Below are 20,612 nucleotides of genomic sequence, written 5' to 3'. Positions count from 1 at the left end.
GGTTCGCGAACCGGAAAGAAGGATCGGGCATGAACAACCCTTACGAATCTCCTCTGGAAGAAGGCTCGCCGCCTGAGCGTAGGGATACGATTTCTTTGGTCGCTGCCATTTTCGAGGGCGCGGCTTGGTCGGTTGGTTCTACCGTTCCTATCGCAGCCCTGATGGTGAGCTTCTTTCGGTTTCCGATCCCCTTCGGCGGCATCGTGACGGGGCCGAAGTACCTTGTGGCGGCCATGATCGCGCTGCTGATGTACGGCGTCTTTCTGGGAGGATATCTCTTGGTGGCCATGGCTGGCGGCGTCGCGGGAGCCGTGGGCCGGGCAATTGGCTCAACACGAGCACGGCAGCGGCTGATTCTGAGCATTCTGGCCATCGGCGCGTCGTTCGTTCTCTTATTCATGCTGGCGACGCTTGATTGGGTAATCGGCCCGTGGTGACAAGTTGGCGTTTCATCACGTCAATAACTGACGATCACGGGCTACTTCAAGCAGTAGATTGTAAACATGGCGGTTGGGATCGAAGTCTTGAAAGAATAATTGATCGCTAGTGCCATCCGAGATTCTATGAAGAATAGCCGCGACGGCAGGGCTTCGTGAATAGCCTTGCTCGCAATGGACAAGGATTTGGTCAATTCCACACATTCTTGCATAGAAGTCCAAGATTCTGTGAGCGTGATTGGCATTGAAAAATCTGCTGCCCTGCTTTCCGACCAATGCATCAATTCGCTTAGTATCCTCGGGTTTCGTCACGTCAGCAAAATCTATTTGGAGCAGGGCGCGGCGGTTGATCCGTGACAATTCCGGGAATTCGTCGCTGTAGGTGGCAATGCTTATAGCTGCCCAGGGGACGTTAGCCGAAAAACTCTTTGCTCCTTCACGCGACTTGACCTCTATTTTCATGCTTTAGTCCTGATTGAATTGCTTGCTTGGATTCTAGGAAGGACGGAGAAAGCCTATTCAGGTCCAGGAAACACGCCGTTCAGGCAAAGTCGCGTAGAGATTTGCCCTAGGTCGGAGGCGTGCACGGCTAACCACTTAGCTTGCTAATCGCATTGCAGTCCTAATGGGTGGCATGGAATGCCTTGACAGGTTTTTCCTGCGAATTTCTGGGAATCTGATAGTAAGCCGGAATGGTGGCGTACGAAACATGGAGAGGGACGATTAAGTTCCCTTACGCGTTTAAATGCCAGTTCTTATCAGTTTTTTATTGCTTGGCTGGCTCCACCATTAGGCCGGACTTACCCAAATGAGTCCAATTTTTGTCCGGTCCCCGATTAGGTGCTGCGGTGCCGTCCTTATCCTTCCTTATTCCTTGTTTCTATTGGATGCCTCATGACTAAACGAACCTCTCCATTCTCTCGCCGTGGCTTCACGCTGGTCGAACTGCTGGTTGTGATTGCCATTATCGGTGTGCTGATCGCCCTGTTGTTGCCAGCGGTGCAGCAAGCCCGAGAAGCCGCTCGCCGGATGCAGTGCTCGAACAATTTGAAGCAGATCGGCCTGGCGATGCACAACTATCACGACACCTTCCAGTCGTTTCCCTCGGGCTACATCGAGTTGAGCATCTCAGACAACCAAGGCCATTGGACCTGGTCCGCGTTCATTCTTCCGTTCATGGAACTGGGCAATGTGACCGATGCGTTGCAAATTGGCACCGTGAATCCCAGCCAGGCCCTGACCAACAATCAGGCTGTCATGCAGGGAACTTACGAGCCATTCCTCTGCCCTTCCGATGCTGGCCCCGAAGTCAGTAAGCCCAGCGAATGTGCCGGGTGTGCGATCGAGAACGCTGGTGGGACGAATCTGGGACTTTCCAAGACGAACTACGTTGGAGTGAACAGCTCGGCTTACGTCCGTGGGAATCAAGCCACCAACTTTGGCGACGGAACGACCGGAGCGACGGGTATGTTCTTCAAGGACAGCGACACGCGGATGCGTGACATCACCGACGGTACGAGCAATACGCTGATGGTTGCCGAACGTGCCTACATTCTTAATCGGGAATGGTTTGGATCGAGCGAACTGTTCGCTACCCGTGATAAGAACGGTAAGGGTCCCGATCATTACCAGCACCCAGACCGAGCCAACTTCGACCAAGGCTTGTACCGCACGCTGTGCACGACGTTGTTTTCACCGAACATCGTGATCGGTTCGACGACCTCGAAGAACCAGGCTCGAAACCACGGTATCTCCAGCCTGCACCCAGGCGGTGCCATGGCCGTGTTTGCCGACGGTTCGGTCAGCTTCCTGACGGAAACCATTCATAGCAACACGACTGGAACGACCGACACGATCATGGAATACCTGGGCAACATGCAAGACGGCCAGGTGATCGGCGAATATTAATCCTACCTTTCTTACCCCGTAGCTATCTGATTGAACGCCATCGGAGAAACGATTCATGCAGTTTGTCTCTCGACTTCTAAATCCTAACGCGTCGCTGGCCACGTTGGCTGCGATTGCTTTGTGCCTGGTCATGGGCTGTTCGCAAAACGCTGGCCCTGAGCTTGGCTATGTCGAAGGTAACGTCACCTTGGACGGCAAACCACTCGATGGTGCCGAGGTTCAGTTTGAACCATCGGACGCACGTCCCTCGGTTGCCTTTACCGACGAAAACGGTCACTACGTGTTGCAGTTCACCGGTACGCGTAACGGCGCTACGGTTGGCACGCACGTTGTGCGGATTCTTTCGGCCCGCGGTTCAAGCGGCGGCGAAGGAGACGGCCCGTTTGTCAAAGCTCGCCCAGAGCTTCTGCCAGCTAAGTACCACGACAAGTCGACTCTCACGGCCGAGGTCCAAAGCGGAAACAACACGATCGATTTTGACCTTCAGTCGAAGTAGATTTCGTTCTCATTGCAGATGCTTTGTTGGAAGCCACGCTCACCTCGGTGAGTGTGGCTTTTTTTGTTGGCCAAGGCCTCAGTTCGACAGGAATAAATAGTCGGTATATACACATTGATCCGAATGCAAGCAGTCGCTATCCTCTCCCCCACTTACTTACGACGAGGCACATTGAAACGATCAAATCTCGGGGTGAACGCTAGCAATGATTGAGAGTCCAGTGATTTCTGTGGTGATACCGCTGCCGGATGACCGCGGATATGCATTCGACTGTTTGAAGGGCTTCACCCGGCAAACGCTAAATGTGGCTCACGAGGTCATCGTACCGACCGATGCCGAGTCAGCCAGCGAGATCGCCTGGCTGGTCGACGAGTTTCCGCAGGTGCAATGGATTTATCGGCCTGGGCTGAAAATGAATGCCCTTTACAACGTCGGTGCTGCGGCCGCCCAGGGCGAGTATGTCTACATCACCGAGTCACACTGCATACCGCGGAATGACTGTCTGCAGCAGGTTTACGAATTCATCCAAGAGTCTGGTCTTCCGGTTGCCTGTAGCTCGAGCGACGGCATCAATCCAAACGTTATCGCCAAGTACGAACAGCGAATCTTTGAAGAAGACTTTCATCGCTGGATGGGCGCCAAGAAGTGCAAGATCGCGATCCGCGGCACGTTGATTGAACGCCGATTGTGGGAAGAGATCGGTGGCTTTCAGGCCGAGTTTGGTCACTTCTCCGAAATGCTGATTGGTCGCCAGATGGAAGCGGTCGGGGTACAGATTGGCTTCGCCAAGAATTCGAAGGTATCGCACGGTAACCAGGTGAGTTTGGCACCGCTTTCGGAAGAGTTGATCGCATACGGCGAAGATGAGTGCCGATCGTGCCAATTGATCCCAGCAGATATGCGAATTGCCGACACCAAGGAATGGTCGGACCGAAAGCGACTGCAAGAGAACACGGCCTGGCTCCGATTTCGTCAATCGAAGGAAGCGATTCGGCAGTGGGCCCGCGCGTTCGCGATTAACTATCTGCCGCTGCCGAGTGAGTGGCGGTATCGTTTGTTTTGCCGTTACTGGCAAGGCGCGATCCGACAGGGTCGGCTGCGGTACTTGGCCTCGATGAATTCACAGCAACCGGCAATCGAAAAGGTGAGTGCTCCGCCGGTTGTCTACCAGAAAGCGGCTTAACTCGCCACGTAGCCCTTACCGGGTACGGCTTTGGGAGCTGGCGGCTGACCGACTGCGTCCCAAGGGGGAATGGGGCGCGTCGCAGGCTTCTCGGTCGACTTCGTTTTCTCTTTCGGATCGATGACGTCTGTTTCTTCCAGGGAGACACCACCGCCGCTGGCCGTTTGACGCTTGGTGGATTGGCAATTTGCGATCAAGCAACTGGTAAGCGTGATCTTGTGCTTGGCACGGTCGTCCGTCATTGCCGCCACGCTCAGGTCGTAGAAGGTGCACCGCTTCACGGTGATCGGTCCTCCGTTGCACCAGATGCCGGTGCCACCGTAGCCGAAGTAGCAGTTTTCGATGGTAGCCGTCGTCCAGATCCGCACCTGGCGACCATTGGCCAGTACGACACAGTCTTTTAGCTGCACGTCTTCGACCTTCAAGTCATAGCCAGCATCTTGATTGCGAATGGCTCGGCAGCGAACGAAAGTGGTCCCTTGGGTGTTTCCTTCGACCACGAACCCATCGCCGTTCTTGTAGCGGTTCTTCTGCAGCGGCATCATGTTGTTTTTCGCCGTACAGTCCTCGAAAACGATTTGGCTGTTAGGCCGGCCGCCGCTATTGACGTTAAAGCCGAACGGCAGAAGCTCGGTATGCTTCTCCCACTCAGTATCCCCTTCTGAGCAGTCCGCCAGGCAGTGTCGGAAAGTGACTCGATCGCATCCCTGTTCAAGGCGGAAGCCATGTTTGCTGTAGCGAACCAGGTCGCAGTCTTGGATTAGTAGATCGTCGCAGTCGTTCAGATAAAACCCATACCGGCAATGCTGCACATCGACATCGTGCAACGAAAGGTGCGTGCGGCCTTCTCCATCGCTAGTGTCGTCGGCAAAGATCCCGGTGCGATAACCGTCGAGGCGCACGTTTTGAAGCGTGATGTACGAAGCCTTGTCGCCGAACTGAATCGCCGTGGCACCCTTACCGGGATTTTCGATCGTCCAGGTATGCGTCAGCTTGGGAAGGCCACTGCCTCGATCAACTCCTTGGATCGTAATCGGTGCGTCAGCCGTTCCACGAACATTAAGCTGCAGGGTCACCCCAGCGTAATTGCCGCTGCCCAGATGAAGCGTATCGCCTGGTTTCAAGTTACCAACGACCTTGCTGAGTGCGTTCGCGTCGGTGGCAGAGTCCCAGCTCGTTCCGTCCTTCTCCCCTGCTCCATCGGGCGTTACGTAGATGTCGGCAGCAAGCGAAAGTGAACAAAAGCTGAAAATCAGGTACAGGGCAAGTAACGTTCGCGGCATCGATGGCAACCCATGGGAAAGCAGTCAGATCAGTGGCAGATGTATCTGACTATAACGCGAACGGGCAATCGGATGCATCTGCCTGACACGTTTTCTTGGGATCAATCGCGAACCAACCGAGGCTTAACGGTAGAATTCGAGCGACATGGCCAGCCCGTGCAGGCCGACATCGGTCGAGTTGCTGAAGTACTCGACGTCGACTGGGTCAATAAAGCCAAGCGAGTAGCTCCCCCAGTGATGCGCTTCGTAGCCGATGCGTGCGGCACCGGACCAGCCACGGCCCAACTGGAACTGCTTTTCGTAGCCCAGAGCCAGTTCCAGCATCAGCGTATTGATACCGCGCTGGTCGAAGAAATCGGGGAACTCGTCGTTGCGGACATTGCGATCACCGTAGATCATCGCCCCGCGACCGCGGATGTACAGGGCTCCACTAGGGATCGTGCGTTTCAGTTCAATGCCGGCTACGCCGCCCAGTCCATTGACGACAATCCGTCGAACTTCAGGCGTGCCTGAGACGTCAACCATCTGCTCGACGAAGTCGTGGTAACGTAGACCGCCACTCAGTTCGGCCGTCCAGCACTGGTTCAGGTGAAATGTCTCGAATAGTTCCAGATCGATCACCGAAGTATCGACACCCAGGCTGTTGTTGCCTGTTCCGACGTTGTTGTCGGTGAAGTTGAAATCGAAATAACGCAGGCGGATGCCAACGCAATCGGCAACTTGATAACCGACCGTTGTACGGAAGCCGGCATTGAATTCACTATCGCCGAACTCATCGTCATCGACGCCAGCCACGATTCCTTCCGAGCGCGTGTAGGAAAGAACTAACAGTTCGGCACTGGCGAAGGTCCCGTTGTGACCGCAGTTGCTGTCGGGCCAGATATTGGTTGCCGAGATGAGCTGGCACGACGTGCCAGTCGATGCAGAGTTCAGGTCGACCTGCGATCGCAGCTGGGCGATTTCTGCTTCGATGCTTTCCAGTCTCGCCGAATAGTCTTCCGCGACCACGGTGTGCGACGCCTGTTGGAACATCGTATCTTCGGCCAACAGACTCACGCGGCAAAAGGTGAGTAGAAGGATCGACAGGCCGAGGTGTTTCAAAGTGAGCGTCATAGCTTGGGGGCAACCAATGGGGGCGCGATTGGTCCGAACTCGCCATCAAAGATGGTGTGTTACTAATTAAGCAGTCGACGCATTTCATTGGAAATTCCCCTCTAATGCGTTTGCAGCGCAGAGCCAACGAATATGGCATGCCCTTGGTAGATTACCTGACTTAACACATCTGAGTAGATGGACGGAGTGGCCGAAGTCGATTGTGACGTGGGTTTTTGGGCGAATGATCGTTCGCCAAAGAATGGCTTCGGTATAACCAAAGCATATGAAAGCCCAGAATGGGCTCGAATGAAGCGGCCGGCTGCTTCTGTGCTAGCGCGCCAATCCCACTAGTATGCATCCGTGGTTCCTGACGCAAATGATTTTGTCAGGAGACCGGTGGTGAACTAGTGAGGGGCGTGAAATCGGCTTGGCGAAGCGTCCGACAATGGGACGCTTCTTCGCCGACATTTAACCTAGAGGTGAAGTCTGTGACTAAACAGGCTTCACGTTTTCGGCACGTGGACCCTTAGGGCCTTGGCCTTCGGTGTAGGAGACGCGCTGACCTTCGTGAAGTTCTTCGAAGCGTACGCCGTCCAAGTTCGAGAGGTGAAAAAACAGGTCCTTGTTCTGACCCGTGTCGATGAAACCGAAGCCTTTGTCGGTGAGACGTTTGATGATACCTTCCGGCATGATCCATTCCTTGAGAGCAAATTTAGCAGGACAGCCGGGAAACACTTTGTTTAACGGTAGTCATTGCATAAAAGAGCATTTTACGACGAATTTCCGCCGATGAATAGAACACTGGCCAACTTCCTCAACATCTTTAAATTTGGCTGCTCAAGTTGGGCTTTCACCGACTGCTAATTCCCTTCAAGCTGCTGATATAAGTCGTTTTTCAGGGCAAAAGCTTCCGATATGGGGATTTCGTTGCGGGCACTCTTTTCGATCGATCCTTCGTTGGTCCACAGAAAAGGATAAAAGAAAAAGCAGCGATCTCGGGCAAGTTGCCGGGTATCGGGCTGCCAAGATGTCCAGCGCAGGTCTGTATAAAAGTCGTCCAATCCGCCGCTCACGGCTTGATAGAACAGGTCGGTATAGCCGATTTCAAGGGGCTCCCAGTCGAGATCATCGGGAGCCCAGTAGTAGACGTTGCCCAGGTCATCCCCCAGCTTGCCTCCGTTGATGGCAAAGAACCCGCCCACGGCATCGTCCGCGATCAAGTAAAATCCATTGCTGCGGTTTTCATTCCAAGCGGGCAGCGTTCGCGTGAAGCCGGGATGGCCGGACCCTAAGAAACGCAACCAGCCGTGGTCGACGACGATTCCTCCCGTTTCATAGGCAATAGCGCCCATGGTGCTGCGGGTTGTCACCTGCACGTCCAGTAAGACCTGATCCCGCTGGGCCGACGGAGGCAGGAGTTCCACATCGACCGAGGACGCTTCGATCCACTCTCGAATTCGCTCGATTCCCGGATCGTTGTGATCGAGCAGTTCTTCCAGCGAACGCATCGGTTTGGGGGTCGCCAGGGGGCTAGGTCAGTAAGTGGTCGACCGGGCAGATCGGATCGGGCAGGTCTTCGTCTGGGCAACCGGAAAGTTGCAGGACGTTGCGCTCGATCATGGTGGTCAGCTGCAGAAGCGGCAGGTCGTTGTCGTCGGTCATGAACGGCTGTTCGATTTCGTCCCCGACAGCGTCCAGGCCCAGGAAGAAGTAAGCAACCAATGCGACAACCACCGGCGTTAGCAGGCCCACCGTATCGTGCAGTCCGCACGGCAAGGCCATGCAGTAAATGAACACCGTGCGGTGGGTCAGTACGCTGTAAGTGAACGGAATGGGCGTACTCTTGATGCGTTCGCACCCGCCCTGGATGCCCATCATTTCGGTCAAACAATTGTGCAGCAGCGAGACGTGGTAGGTATCGAGTCGTCCGCTTCGCCAAGCCGAATTGATCTGACGCGAGATTCGATCGGCGATAGCGGCCGGAACATTGTCTTGAGCAAGGTCGTGCTTAAGCTGCTGGTCGCCAGGCAACTGTTCTTCCAGGTCTGCTCGGGCGTCCGTATCCCGCAGGCGATGCCGCAGCGCGTGGATATGGCAGATGATCAGCCGTACCATGTGAAGCCGTTGCTGTTTGACTTCATCCGAGGGGTCGGTGCTTTCTTCGCCGGTCGTATCGTCGACGAGCGTGTTGATCTGCATGGTAAAGCTTCGGCAGACATTCACCATCCGCCCCCACAGCTTGCGCCCTTCCCAGTAGCGATCGTACGACGCGTTGTTACGAAAGCCAAGGAAAATGGCCAAGGCCAGGCCGACCACGGTAAAAGGCGCCATAGTCAGCGTGTAGGCATGCATGGGAAAGAGATACGCGATGGTCGTGATCAGGATTGACCAGCAAAACACGACGGCAACGCGTGGCCAAATCGATTCCATCGTCGTTCCATGAACGGCGAAGATCATTCCCAGCCAGCTGTCTTTTTCCGTAACGATCATCGAGTACTTGGCCTGATAGCGTCTAGGGTTGGGGGTGCTTGTCGAACAAGTTACCCGATGCGCCCCTGCTATGGCAACCAAGCCATGATTTCGTCAGTTCTTTGCTGGCGTACCGTTCTTATTGAGCAGAGGCGGCTTTTTGCCTGAGACAGGTTGAGCCTGTTTCTTCGTCAGGTGATCTGTCTCGACGGCCGTCTTGTGCCAGAGTTGCGATAGTTCTTTCACGCGTTTGGGATACTCATCGGCGAGATTGTTCAGCTCGGTCCCATCCTTCTCGATGTCGTAAAGCTCCCACTGCGATGCGCGGTGCGTGACCACTTTCCATTTACCTTCGCGGATGGCTCGATTGGTTGCGAAGTGAAAGTAGAGGAAGTCATGCGGCTGGCGCGTTTCGCCGGCCAGGATCGGCGTAAGCGAGATCCCTTGCAGCGGCTCAAGCTCGCGATTGGGCCAGCTGTCGGGGTAGTTGGTTTTGCCGAGATCGATGCACGTGGCCATGAAGTCGATCAGATGGGCCGGTTGCTCGGTGATCGCACCGGGCTTCGTCTTCATCCCTGCGGGCCAATGGGCGATCAATGGAGACGAGATGCCTCCTTCGTGTTGGTTTTGCTTGTGCAGGCGAAACGGTGTGTTGCCGACGTGCGACCAGCCGGTGTCGTAGCACCAATAGGAACGTGGATCCCAGGTGTCGTACTGCTTGCCGCGGGTTCGGTCGAAGGGACAAGCCCCGTTGTCGGAGCAGACCAGAATCAGCGTATTGTCGAAGACCCCCTTCTCTTTCAGATAGGAGACCAACTCGCCCGTGGTTTGATCGACGCGATCGACCATACCGGCAAACGCAGCCATGCGGCGACTTTCCCAATCCTTATCTTCTTTGGACAGCGACGACCAATCGGGAACATGATCAGGCCGTGGTGACAAGGCCCACTGCTTGGGGATCAGTCCCATCTCAAGTTGTCGTTCGTATCGGGCAGCGCGAAGCTTGTCCCAGCCGTCCGTGTATCGCTTCTCGTACTTGCGAAAGTCTTCTTCGCGAGCTTGCAGCGGATAATGCGGTGCGTTGTGAGCGACATACAGGAAGAATGGCTTGTCGGGATGCTCGGTGAGTGACTCGTCGAGGAATGTCTTCGCCCACTTTACGTTGGCATCAGTGGTATAGAAGTCGTCGTCGAAGTCGTCCCACTTCTTGCCATTGAGACGAAACGTTTCGTCCCCGGTGAAGAAGTTGGTCGCCCCGGAAAGGTGACCGAAGTACTTCTGGAATCCAAAGTCGGTCGGCTGCTTGCTGAGATGCCATTTGCCCACCATGGCCGTGGTGTAACCTGCATCGCCAAGAACCTCGGCGATGGTGACACCTCGGTTGAGGGACTCACTGCCGGCTTGATCACAGTAAAGACCGGTCAGCAGCGATACCCGCGACGAATGGCACTTGCCGGTGTTGTAGAAGTTGCGAAAGCGGAGCCCATCGGCGGCCAGGCGGTCGATGTTGGGCGTTTCGATCTCACTGCCATAGCAACCGAAATCAGAGAACCCCAGGTCGTCGACCATCATGATGATGATGTTGGGACGCTCGGCGGCTTGGACGCTACTGGCAGCGAGGCACAGGCCGATAACAATTGCTGACACAAATGACCAGTGAATATCGCGTTGGATCATGGGTTCTGTCACGAAGATGAGGTAAGTCAGGCGGGAATAACCAGTAACGATGTGAGACGCTGAGTATAGCCGCCCGGCGAACAACTGGCCAGAAAATCTGGCCGTCCGGGGCCATTCCATTTGACGTTAGAGCACTAAAAGTGGATAATAATATCCAGAATTAAACGGATGCTATATTGTTGAGATCCCCCCCTGTCATCCACGGACACCAGCTCAGATCGCCGGGCGCTTCCAGCGGATCGCCCCCCTCCGTCGTCTGGGAATTGTAAAACAGGCTTCGCTATGAGAATCTCACGAACGTTGATGGTAGCAACGATTGTGCTCGCTGTTGCACCGATCATGGCTCAAGAGCCCTACGACGAAGAGCCCATCAACTACAGCGACAAGTCGGTCGACAATCCGATTGCCCGGGTGCAGGAGCAACTGGACAAAGGAGACCTGAGTCTGGATTACGACGACGAGCATGGCTTTCTCAAGTCGGTGCTGAAAGCGCTGGAGATTTCGCCGGAATCTCAAGTGCTGGTCTACTCGAAATCGAGTTTTCAACTGCAGCAAATTTCGCCGCGCCGTCCGCGGGCCCTCTACTTCAACGACGACTCGTACGTTGGGTGGGTGCAACGCGGCGATGTGCTGGAGATCATGACAACCGATCCAATCCGCGGCGAGGTGTTCTACACGCTTGAGCAACAGCCGGAAGAGAAGCCCAAGTTCGTTCGCGATCAGGGACAATGCACCGTGTGCCATGCGTCATCACGCACCCAGCGTGTTCCCGGTGGGCTGGTGCGTTCGATGTTTGTCATGTCGAGTGGTATGCCGCACTACGGGTCCGGGACATTCAACACAGATCAAACGAGTCCCCTTTCCGAGCGTTGGGGCGGTTGGTACGTGACTGGAACGCACGGAGACATGCGGCACATGGGGAACGTTTACTCGACCGATCGCTACAAGCCAGAACAGCTCGACCGCGAAGCCGGGGCGAACGTGACCGACCTTAGCGAGTTGTTCGCGGTCGAGAAGTACGTGACGCCCCACAGTGATATCGTGGCGCTGATGGTTCTTGAACATCAGTTGCAGATGCAGAACTACTTAACGCTGGCCAGCCACGAATCACGGCGATCGGCGCATCACGACCAGGTGATGAACGAGGCCTTGGAACGCCCTGCCGACTACGTAAGTGAAACGACAGAGCGCCGCGTGCAAAGTGCCGCCGAAAAAGTCGTACGCCACATGTTGATGGTGGACGAGGCACCACTGACCGACGCCATCGCCGGAACGTCGCGTTTCACCGAAGAGTTTCAGGCGAAAGGGATCAAGGACTCCAAGGGCCGCTCGTTGCGGGACCTGGACTTGAAGACGCGATTGTTCAAGTATCCGTGCAGCTATCTGATCTATTCGAAGACCTTCGATCAGCTTCCCTTCAATATGCAGGCGACCATCGCTCAGCGGCTGCGAGAGGTTCTTGCCGGCGAAGACACCAGCGGCGACTTCGATCACCTCAGCAGCGCTGATCGTCAGGCCATCTCTGAGATAATTGCGGAAACAAAGCCGGAGCTTTGGAAGCTGGGCCAGTAGAAACCGCTCCCATGTCTTACGATCGCTTTGCGTGTTCCTGAGAACGCTCGCGATAGCGGTACTCACCTGGTGGGCATCCTTCTTCGGCAACCATCAATCGGCGGAAACGTTCCTGGCTGCTAAAGCCGGCCAGGTAGGCGACCGACTTGATCGGTAGACTCGTTTCGGTGAGCAAGCGTTTGGCACGCAGCAGTCGGCAATGGTTGATCTCGTCAAGCACCGTGTGCCCCAGGCTGGCCATCATCTTGCGTTCCAGTGTGCGGCGAGTTGTCGGGAGAGAGGCGACCAGTTGATTGACCGAGAGGGGGCGGTCGCTGCGCGTCCAGATGATATCAAGCGCTCGATTCACGATGGGGTCATCGACCGGATTGGTGCGGCCTGCGGAAGCCGACGCCGTGGGTCGTTCAGACGTCGGTAGATGCTCCAGGGCCAACGTCAGTAACTCCATCGCGTTAGCGCACACGGTGGGCGTATGACGCAATGGGTCAGCATGAATGCGATTGAGTAGTCGATCAAACGTTTCCAGAAAGGAAGACGCTTCGACAGAGTTCAACTTCGCGAAGGCACGGTTGGGTGAGAGGGTTCCCTGTTCCAAGAGGCGGTGCATGAACTCGCCATGGATCGATAGCCAACGCTCGGTCCAGCCTTTGGCACGAATTGGACGATAGCGATGCCAGACGCCTGGGAAGAGGAGAAAAAGCGTGCCTCCTTCGATCGAAACGGGGCCGGTTGGCGTCGATTCAAATTCGCCACGCCCAGTGCTGATGAACTGGATCTGAAACTCGGGCAGCTCGCGTCCGCGTTCCCAGGAAAAGTGATAGATCCCAGGGTGCTGGCCTGGCGGATAGTTCACATTGGGCGGCACAGTCCCTCGACCGCCACCGGTGACATAAAAGCCAAACTCCATGTCCTGGTCGGAAATGGGCAAGTAATGAAAGAAGCTACTCTCTTCGGGCCCCATATTACGGTCTCTCTCGTACGACCAACGTGCCAGGATTAATCATTTTAATTCCAAAGTTTGTCACGATGGCGTGTCGCAAAACGAGTAAATAAATACCAAGCAGCGCTAGAATCAAGAAGCCTGCCCTAAACGCATAGAACGCGAAAGTAACTCTATAGTAGGTGATATATGGCGTATTGTTTGCAATTCAGGCACCCGCTAGACCGAAGTGCCATTCCTTCAATTGTCGCAAAACGAGGGGTGAAAGTGCAAGGTAAATTCCCTCTAAAAGGTATAATTAGTCGTGTAGCAGCTGCCCGTGGCTACATGCTTTTTTCCTTCTATTCACACCGTATTTTCTACCGGAGAGATTTATGAACTACGACGTCATTGCCTCACGACGATCGTTTCATCCGCGACGTGCTTTTACCCTTGTTGAACTGTTGGTGGTGATTGCCATCATCGGCGTTCTGATTGCCCTTTTGTTGCCTGCCGTGCAACAAGCTCGCGAAGCCGCACGCCGCATGCAGTGCTCGAACAACCTGAAGCAAATCGGTTTGGCTCTCCATAACTTTCACGATACCTACGGCAACTTGCCACCAGGTGGTAGCCGATCGGGACATGGTGGATATACCTGGGGAACGTTTATCCTTCCCTTCATCGAACAACCGGCCGTTTGGGATGCTATTTTGGAAGAGTCAGGCAACTATCCTCCAGACCCAACGGGTAAGAAGGGCTCGATCTATTGCGGTTGCCACGAATACGGCGTGTGGACCACGCCTGGGCCGGAATCGACCGTGCTGGACGCGTTCATTTGTCCTTCCGATACGCTTGCTGAAGTTCGTCCCGGTTCCGACATGGGGCATCAATGCGGCAAGGCCAACTACGCTGGTAGTCTCGGTCACGGACATGGCTCCGACAACGGTTTCTTCAATCGGTTCATTTCCTCGGTTCGATCGCTGCGTGACGTGACCGATGGTTTGTCGAACACGATCGCCATTGGTGAAGCAGGTGGCGGACGTCTCGCTGGTGCTCCGGATGGTGAGAACCCAACGTACCCAGTTTGGGCTGGCAGCCCGAAGGGTGGATCGGGTACGTCACTGACGCACTGGGGACCACTTCGTGAAGCATGGCACGGCGTGCCAATCAACCTGTCCAACGGTGGTGGCCCAGCTGGGGATCCGAGTTCGTGGGACAAGGGTTTCGGTAGCTTGCATCCCGGTGGAGCCATGTTCCTGTTCGGTGACGGTTCGGTGCACTTCCTGGCCGAAACGATCAACCTGGATGCTTACGATAACCTTGGTCAGATGAACGATGGCGACGTCGTCGGTAACTACTAGTCGACCCAATCTGTAGTCTACAACTGCGAGCTGGATGGGCTCGCGGTTGCGGCAGAAATGCGTGGGCCGGAACAGAAAAGAGCACGCATCTGATATCGACGCGATATCCTACTGATAGGGAACTAGGTTATGAAGAATTGGACGACTGGATTATTCGGCGTGTTGGCGTTGGCCGCTTTGACAGGGTGCGGTGCCAGCGCGAGCGTCACGGGAATGGTCACCGCAGGTGGGGAAAAGGTTAATGGGGGTAGCATTGTCTTTCGCCCCATGAGCGAAGGCGTGAAGCCGGCGATCGGCAAGATCAATCCGGATGGAGCGTATTCTCTGGTAACCGCTGGCAACGGTGGCGTTGAGCCTGGTGAGTACCAGGTGATGTACATGCCGCCGGATCAAAACGAAGACGAAGCTGGCCGAGCGATCGGACCGCCAATCAAATGGCGAAAGTTTCGGGCACCGACTAGCCCTGTGAGTGTCGGATCGGGTGAAAACGACATTCCGATTACGCTCGAGAAGAGTTAGTTTGCTCAACGAGCAAAGGCCCCTGGTTGAACGATCAGGGGCCTTTTTTGTTTCTTGGCAGCACAGGCTTCTACCGCCTTACTACTTCTTAGCCAGTGCACCATGGTAGCATTGTGCATCGCCTAAGTGCTTGTTTAGACGCTGCGAATCTTCGAAGGAATAGCGGCATCGGAAGAGAGTTCCCTGTCTGAATGATGGAAAAACAAACGATGATGGATCAAGTAGCAAGCACGCCGGCACACGGTTCGGATGACGTCGACCTGAACGCCTATTTCCAGCGAATTGGATACGAGGGTTCTCGTGAACCAACGCTGGCGGTGCTCAGCGACATCGTGCATGCGCATGTCCTCACCATCCCGTTTGAGAATCTGGACGTCTTGCTGGGACGTCCGATCGCTCTGGATGCTGTTTCGCTACAGAAGAAGTTGGTGCACGATCGACGTGGCGGCTATTGTTTCGAGCAGAACGGCCTGCTGCTTCTGGTTTTGGAGGCGATGGGCTACGAGGTCTCTCCCATCAGTGCCCGGGTTAAACTCGGTTACCCACGCGGAGAGATCACTCCGCGAACTCACCTGGTGTTGCGGATCGAGATGGATGGTACTTCGTGGCTGGCCGATGTGGGCGTGGGTGGTCTCAGCCCTACCGCTGCTTTGAAGTTTGAACTCGATCAACACCAAGCGACACCTCACGAGACGCGGCGGATCGTGCGTGACGGAGACCTTTACTTCCATCAGGCCTTGCTAACCGGCGAGTGGGAGGATGTGTATCAGATGACCATGGAGGAGATGCCGCTGATCGATCGCGAGGTGGCCAATTGGTATACCTCGACCAACCCCAAGTCTCGCTTTAAGAACATCCTGATGGTCGCAAGGGCCGCGCCCAATGGCGTTCGGCTGACGATGCTCAATGATGAGTTCTCGGTCCGGGATGCCAGCGGCAAGGCGACCAAGACTCCGATTCATACCCAAGGAGAAATGCTCGAACTGTTGGCCGAGCATTTCGGAATTCACTTACATGAGAATGATCACGCCAATTTGCCGATCATCCGAGGATAGGGGCGAATCAGTTCGAGCTGAGGGCCTTTTCTAGGACCGGCTGAAAGATCTTCGCTTGTCGCATGAAGCCCAGATCGCTGGCGTGCGAAGCATCGGTGGCACCTTCGGTATCGTCGCCGTAGAGGTGGTCCCCTTCGATGTAGTACAGGTTCCTGACACCAGCGTCTGTTAGCTCTTGGTAGGCCTTCTTGAGTGCTGCGTGGTTAGCCGTGTGATGCTGATGTCGGGCCGGCAGAATCCAATCGTTGGTATTGCGACGATCTTCGACCAGAATGATCGGCGTGTCAGGCTTGGCCGAGCGAAGCTGTTTCACCAGCGGCACGCAGCGCTGGGCAACGTCCGGAGCGCTCATGTTGGGTAGGCAGTCGATCACGTAGGCAGCCGCATCAACCTGAACCAGGTAATCGCCCACTTCCTTGTGCATGCGTCCGTTGCCGGAGAAGCCCAGGTTGGCGACGGGATGATCGAACCAACGACCAAGGATTGCCGTGTGCACCATGCCGGGTCGGCTGGCACATGCCCCATGCGTGATGCTGGTCCCGTAGAACACAATTGGCTTCTCACGTGGTGCCAGGCCTTCGAACTGGGTGCCTTTCTTGACACCGATCTTCAAGGACTCAATGCCGTTATACAGCGGCAGGTAGGCGGCATACTCTCGGTGATCTGGGGCCAGCCCGCTGATCCACTTGGTCTTTACCGTTTGGGCAGTCGGCTTGGTGACAGTAACCCATTTCCACTGGCCGTCCTTATCACGAGCATACAGATCGACGCCGCTGACGCCGGTGGCTGGCATGTGCGGCATGGCGATGCCACCATCTTTCAACGTGTAATCGATCCAGAACTCGGTGGCATCAGTCTTGAAGCGGGCCATCATGCCGGCGCTGTCTCGACTAAGACCCCAGACGGCCGACGTAACCTTACCTTCGGCAGATGCCGGGAGGCGATCGAACCAGCGAGCACGTTCTTGCTCAGGCAGAATGCGGCCTTCGAGTCCCCACTCGGTAACATCGTACCACTCGATGTTTTCGTCGGTTTTGTCTTGAGCGACGAGCGTTTGAAGCGAACTGAGCGAGACGATAGCGACGACGAAAAGGAGCGTCGGAAGGGTTCTCATGGGGTGGTTCCTGCGGTGGGAAGAATGGGTAGGATTCTCCGACCGTAATTGGTTCACCAGGAACAAGCAAGTAGGTAATCGCGTCCGCGCGCATGATAAACGGGCAACAGAAACAGCCCCCGAGGCCATCCTTCGGTGAGATGGCCCGTTATTTAGAAGTGGCACTAAAGCTACTGGACGGCGTCGATCGCCTTTTGGGCTTCCTGGCCATAGTGGGTATCAGCGTAGCGACTGATGACGCGACCCATCATCCGTTTGAGCGTGACCGCTGAATTTGCTTTCTGCTTGCCCTGATCGTAAAGCTTCTTCGCGGTCAGTTCATTCTGAAAGGTTTCATCTTCTTCCAGCGTGTCGACCAGTTCTCGGCAGGCACGCCCTTGTGGCGTCGACTTGAAGTCGGTGGCCACCATTTCGGCGATCTCGTAGCCTTTGATCTGCTCAGGAATGGATCCTTCACGCGAGGTTTTGATCGTTTCAACTTGACGGTTCAAGTAGTCGCTAACGGCCGTGTTGAACTCGTCTGCCAGCGAGTCGTCCATTTTCTTACGCAGAGAGATGAGCGAACGCTCGTCCAACTTCGCACCGATTTCCGCAGGCCAGAGAACTTCCCGCAGTCGTGGGGACATATCCGATGTCAGGATCGAGAAACTGCCACCCATACCCGATTTCATGTCGCGAACAATCGAGAACTCCTTCGAGCCATCGTCCTTAGGGTAGTAGCTGCCGGCGGAACGTCGCCCCGATTGCACGCCATCTTGGAAGACAGAGTACATAAACAGTTCGCTTTGAAAGCCCATCCGTTGCACGATTGAAGGATCGTCGCCATGAAAGATGTTCGGCCCAACCAAGTTACGTTCTACGGCGTAGCTGACGCCGCGGGTGGTTTCATCCGCATTGATGGCGAAGAGCACAACCGGCTGGTCGCGAATCATTTCGTGGATTTGAGCGAAGAGTTCGGGCGACCAAACGTTGCACTTGGGACACCACGACGCATAGACCATGACGATCGGGGTCTTGTCGCCAATCGATGCCGGTGACGGAACCCTGCCCTGCCAACGCACGCCGGCTAGCGCTTCGTCGATCGAGACATTTTTGACAGGGACCATCTGCATGCCAGGAGCAGCAATCTGCCCCAAGGCCAGTCTAGGCAAAGTTAGAGAGAACAGCGCGACGATCGAAAGTAGCGAAAGACGAAGCAAAGTGAGGACTCCTCGAAAGACCATCTGGGTACTATTCGATTGAAGTCCTTGAGAACCCGTAAGTCAAGGCTATTCGGCCACCCCGCTGGGGGTGTTTGTCGGTTTTTGCGCAGATTCTGCTGGATGCCACGTTGATGGCCTAAGATCATCCGCTGCCAGGCGGCGGATGATCGGAGCGTATTCGCCGGTTCGCATGTTATGGGATGCCGTTCTGACGCTTCTTGATGTACAGATCGTCGTAGCCCTTCTTGCCGTGGTACTTGGCTCCGGCCTCGGCGATCATCGACTGACACTTCTTTTTGAATTCCTTCTTATCGCCTTCGGCAAAGTACTTGGCGGCGATATTGAAGGTTTGCATCGTGCCGCCGCTGAGGAACGAGTTCTTATAGTGCAGGAATAGGGCCTGGGCGAAGTGGGCATCGGCTTCCATCTCCTGCATGCTCATCTTCCATTTCTTCAGGTCTTGGATCATGTGGGTCGCTTCGTGGGCGATCGTGCTCCAATGTTCCGGAGTGTTAAGAGCCTTGGTCGCGGACGTCAGGTACAGGCAATTGGAATCGACGTTGTAAAACGCTTTGGCACCGGCGATGGCACCTTCGGCCACGTACACGCCTATCTTCTTGTTGGCGATCTTTTGTCCGATCTCTTCGTAGTACTTCGGCTTGTAGCCGGCCACGTTGGGCAGATGCAGTCGGGGGAAGTTGAACTTCTTCACAATCCCCCCGTGCTGTAAAAAGTACGCGATCTGGTTGATCTTTTCTTGCGGTAATGCGGTGCCTGAAGACATGGTAACCTCTTCGAAAGGGTGTTCCTGGAATGAGCCAAACTAAAGCGATTGAGGTCGCACTAGCGGCTGTCTGGTAGGTAAATGGCAGAAGTCGAGAAAACCTTTCAGGAAAATTTGCTCGAACCTTGCCGGTAGGTGGGGGGTAGAAGCAGGTAGGCGAGTCTTTGTGGGCCTTCTCCGTAATTAACGGGAAAAATGGAAATCGGTTGCCCATAAAATGTCGAAGTTCCGCGAATTACTAACGGAGGACTTTCGACCTGTGGAGATTTATGTGATATGGAAGCACGAGACCATCAAGAGTTCGATCGCAAGCAGCGGGTTATCTTGATTCACGGACTGTCAGGCAACCGGTGGGTGCTGGGGTCGCTCAATCGATTTCTAAAGCGTAACAACTACCAGACGACACGGTGGTGTTACCGCAGCGTGGGAAACAGCGTGATGAACCACGCCCAGCGACTGCGTGCGTTTTTAGAAAGTGAAGCCGATTCGCCTGAGCCGTTGCATTTCGTCACGCATAGCATGGGAGGCATTATCTTGCGGGCCGTGCTCGCGGATATGAAATGGCACCAACCAGGCAGACTCGTCATGTTGGCACCGCCCAATCATGGGTCGCGAGTCGCTTATCTGGCTGCCAAGGGGCTGCACTACCTCTGCCCTGCCCTGTCCGATCTTTCTACTTCGCCGGATAGCCTGGTGCACCGCCTGCCGATGGTGGAATCGCTCGATACCGGTGTGATTGCTGGGACGCAGGATCTGCTGGTTCACCTGGAAAGCACCTATATCGCAAACCAGGCCGATCATGTGCTGGTGCCGTGTGGGCATAATCGCATCTTGCGCCACCCGGAATCTCTGCAAGAGACGTTGTACTTCCTGAAGAATGGTCGCTTCACCGAAGGTGCCCGTCGCGTGGCTCCAACCGCTTCTCCCCGTGGAGTTGTGGTATGATGGGAACCATTGACTTCCCATCTGCCTCGAGACCACCACGATATGCAGTTCGTTTCTTGCACCTACGAAGAGCACGCCGAAGCGATCTTAGAGATCTTCAACGAAGCGATCGTCCATTCCACGGCGCTCTATGATTACCATCCGCGGCCGTTGGAAAGCATGGTGACGTGGTTTGCCAGCAAGAAGGCCGGTAACTTTCCGGTAATCGGCTTGGTGGATGAAGCCGGCCAATTGATGGGCTTTGCCAGTTACGGCACGTTTCGTCCCTGGCCTGCCTACAAGTACACCGTCGAGCACTCGGTTTACGTCCACAAGAATCATCGCGGCAAAGGTCTTGGCGAGATTCTGATGAAACGCCTGATCGAAACGGCCCAGCAGCATGATGTGCACGTGCTTGTCGGAGGCATCGATCTGAGCAATGAAGGAAGTGTTCGCCTGCACGAGAAACTGGGGTTTGAACTTTCAGGAACCATCCGTCAAGCCGCTTACAAATTCGGCCGCTGGTTAGACCTGGGGTTCTATCAATTGGTGCTGCAAACCCCGGCCAATCCGGTCGAAGGATAGTGTGAGACTCGTCAACGAGCCAAGAAGGA

At 55.2% G+C, this 20,612-nt stretch carries 21 protein-coding genes; 10 read left to right on the top strand and 11 right to left on the bottom strand.

The window, feature by feature from the left end; all coding sequences use genetic code 11:
- Positions 1-29: 29 nt before the first annotated feature.
- Positions 30-437, top strand: a complete 408-nt coding sequence (locus PSR63_RS26650) for a hypothetical protein (protein WP_274329161.1) — start codon at positions 30-32, stop codon at positions 435-437.
- A gap of 15 nt (positions 438-452) precedes the next feature.
- Here PSR63_RS26650 and PSR63_RS26645 read toward each other — a convergent pair whose 3' ends face one another.
- Entirely contained in the window at positions 453-899 is a 447-nt protein-coding gene (locus tag PSR63_RS26645) for a hypothetical protein (RefSeq protein WP_274329160.1), read from the bottom strand.
- Between the two features lie 432 nt (positions 900-1,331).
- Between PSR63_RS26645 and PSR63_RS26640 the strand changes: the two genes are divergently transcribed.
- The 3 genes from PSR63_RS26640 (at position 1,332) to PSR63_RS26630 (ending at position 4,024) form a co-directional block, all read left to right on the top strand.
- Positions 1,332-2,345: a DUF1559 domain-containing protein gene (locus PSR63_RS26640; RefSeq protein ID WP_274329159.1), complete on the top strand. Its 1,014-nt coding sequence runs from the start codon at positions 1,332-1,334 to the stop codon at positions 2,343-2,345.
- 55 nt (positions 2,346-2,400) lie between these two features.
- On the top strand, positions 2,401-2,841 hold the full coding sequence (locus PSR63_RS26635) for a carboxypeptidase regulatory-like domain-containing protein (protein ID WP_274329158.1): 441 nt from the start codon (positions 2,401-2,403) through the stop codon (positions 2,839-2,841).
- A gap of 205 nt (positions 2,842-3,046) precedes the next feature.
- Positions 3,047-4,024, top strand: coding sequence for a glycosyltransferase family 2 protein (locus tag PSR63_RS26630; protein ID WP_274329157.1), 978 nt, complete (start codon positions 3,047-3,049; stop codon positions 4,022-4,024).
- On the opposite strand, the gene PSR63_RS26625 is transcribed toward PSR63_RS26630, so the two are convergent.
- The 6 genes from PSR63_RS26625 to PSR63_RS26600 form a co-directional block, all read right to left on the bottom strand.
- A complete protein-coding gene (locus PSR63_RS26625) occupies positions 4,021-5,307 on the bottom strand; it encodes a right-handed parallel beta-helix repeat-containing protein (RefSeq protein WP_274329156.1) in 1,287 nt (428 codons plus the stop codon). The genes PSR63_RS26630 and PSR63_RS26625 overlap by 4 nt on opposite strands.
- A gap of 123 nt (positions 5,308-5,430) precedes the next feature.
- Positions 5,431-6,420 carry a hypothetical protein gene (locus PSR63_RS26620; protein WP_274329155.1) on the bottom strand — a complete coding sequence of 330 codons (990 nt, stop codon included), beginning with the start codon at positions 6,418-6,420 and terminating at the stop codon, positions 5,431-5,433.
- 474 nt (positions 6,421-6,894) lie between these two features.
- Positions 6,895-7,092, bottom strand: coding sequence for a cold-shock protein (locus PSR63_RS26615; protein ID WP_105352531.1), 198 nt, complete (start codon positions 7,090-7,092; stop codon positions 6,895-6,897).
- 170 nt (positions 7,093-7,262) lie between these two features.
- On the bottom strand, positions 7,263-7,910 hold the full coding sequence (locus PSR63_RS26610) for a DUF2625 family protein (RefSeq protein WP_274329154.1): 648 nt from the start codon (positions 7,908-7,910) through the stop codon (positions 7,263-7,265).
- A 22-nt stretch (positions 7,911-7,932) separates the two neighbouring features.
- A complete protein-coding gene (locus PSR63_RS26605; RefSeq protein WP_274329153.1) occupies positions 7,933-8,892 on the bottom strand; it encodes a bestrophin family protein in 960 nt (319 codons plus the stop codon).
- A 93-nt stretch (positions 8,893-8,985) separates the two neighbouring features.
- Entirely contained in the window at positions 8,986-10,548 is a 1,563-nt protein-coding gene (locus tag PSR63_RS26600) for an arylsulfatase (protein ID WP_274329152.1), read from the bottom strand.
- Positions 10,549-10,830: 282 nt separating this feature from the next.
- Here PSR63_RS26600 and PSR63_RS26595 point away from each other — a divergent pair, with 282 nt between their 5' ends.
- On the top strand, positions 10,831-12,120 hold the full coding sequence (locus PSR63_RS26595) for a hypothetical protein (protein ID WP_274329151.1): 1,290 nt from the start codon (positions 10,831-10,833) through the stop codon (positions 12,118-12,120).
- A 16-nt stretch (positions 12,121-12,136) separates the two neighbouring features.
- Here PSR63_RS26595 and PSR63_RS26590 read toward each other — a convergent pair whose 3' ends face one another.
- On the bottom strand, positions 12,137-13,081 hold the full coding sequence (locus PSR63_RS26590; protein WP_274329149.1) for an AraC family transcriptional regulator: 945 nt from the start codon (positions 13,079-13,081) through the stop codon (positions 12,137-12,139).
- Between the two features lie 353 nt (positions 13,082-13,434).
- On the opposite strand from PSR63_RS26590, the gene PSR63_RS26585 reads away from it, so the two are divergent.
- The 3 genes from PSR63_RS26585 (at position 13,435) to PSR63_RS26575 (ending at position 15,974) form a co-directional block, all read left to right on the top strand.
- Positions 13,435-14,400 carry a DUF1559 domain-containing protein gene (locus tag PSR63_RS26585; RefSeq protein ID WP_274329147.1) on the top strand — a complete coding sequence of 322 codons (966 nt, stop codon included), beginning with the start codon at positions 13,435-13,437 and terminating at the stop codon, positions 14,398-14,400.
- A 129-nt stretch (positions 14,401-14,529) separates the two neighbouring features.
- Positions 14,530-14,919 (top strand): hypothetical protein, encoded by a 390-nt coding sequence (locus PSR63_RS26580; RefSeq protein WP_274329145.1) that lies wholly within the window; start codon positions 14,530-14,532, stop codon positions 14,917-14,919.
- Positions 14,920-15,128: 209 nt separating this feature from the next.
- Positions 15,129-15,974, top strand: a complete 846-nt coding sequence (locus tag PSR63_RS26575) for an arylamine N-acetyltransferase family protein (RefSeq protein ID WP_274329143.1) — start codon at positions 15,129-15,131, stop codon at positions 15,972-15,974.
- Positions 15,975-15,981: 7 nt separating this feature from the next.
- On the opposite strand, the gene PSR63_RS26570 is transcribed toward PSR63_RS26575, so the two are convergent.
- The 3 genes from PSR63_RS26570 to PSR63_RS26560 form a co-directional block, all read right to left on the bottom strand.
- The gene (locus tag PSR63_RS26570) at positions 15,982-17,088 is read right to left on the bottom strand and encodes an SGNH/GDSL hydrolase family protein (RefSeq protein ID WP_274329141.1); all 1,107 of its coding nucleotides are present in this window, start codon (positions 17,086-17,088) and stop codon (positions 15,982-15,984) included.
- A 170-nt stretch (positions 17,089-17,258) separates the two neighbouring features.
- Positions 17,259-18,287: a TlpA family protein disulfide reductase gene (locus PSR63_RS26565; RefSeq protein ID WP_274329139.1), complete on the bottom strand. Its 1,029-nt coding sequence runs from the start codon at positions 18,285-18,287 to the stop codon at positions 17,259-17,261.
- A gap of 196 nt (positions 18,288-18,483) precedes the next feature.
- Positions 18,484-19,074, bottom strand: coding sequence for a hypothetical protein (locus tag PSR63_RS26560; RefSeq protein WP_274329137.1), 591 nt, complete (start codon positions 19,072-19,074; stop codon positions 18,484-18,486).
- Between the two features lie 276 nt (positions 19,075-19,350).
- Here PSR63_RS26560 and PSR63_RS26555 point away from each other — a divergent pair, with 276 nt between their 5' ends.
- Positions 19,351-20,019, top strand: coding sequence for an esterase/lipase family protein (locus PSR63_RS26555; RefSeq protein WP_274329135.1), 669 nt, complete (start codon positions 19,351-19,353; stop codon positions 20,017-20,019).
- A 42-nt stretch (positions 20,020-20,061) separates the two neighbouring features.
- The gene (locus PSR63_RS26550) at positions 20,062-20,583 is read left to right on the top strand and encodes a GNAT family N-acetyltransferase (protein ID WP_274329133.1); all 522 of its coding nucleotides are present in this window, start codon (positions 20,062-20,064) and stop codon (positions 20,581-20,583) included.
- Positions 20,584-20,612: the final 29 nt, after the last annotated feature.

This window comes from Bremerella sp. P1, assembly GCF_028748185.1.
Classification (GTDB): Bacteria; Planctomycetota; Planctomycetia; order Pirellulales; family Pirellulaceae; genus Bremerella.
The sequence above is the reverse complement of the archived record's forward strand: the minus strand, read 5'-3'. Positions and strand labels throughout refer to the sequence as shown.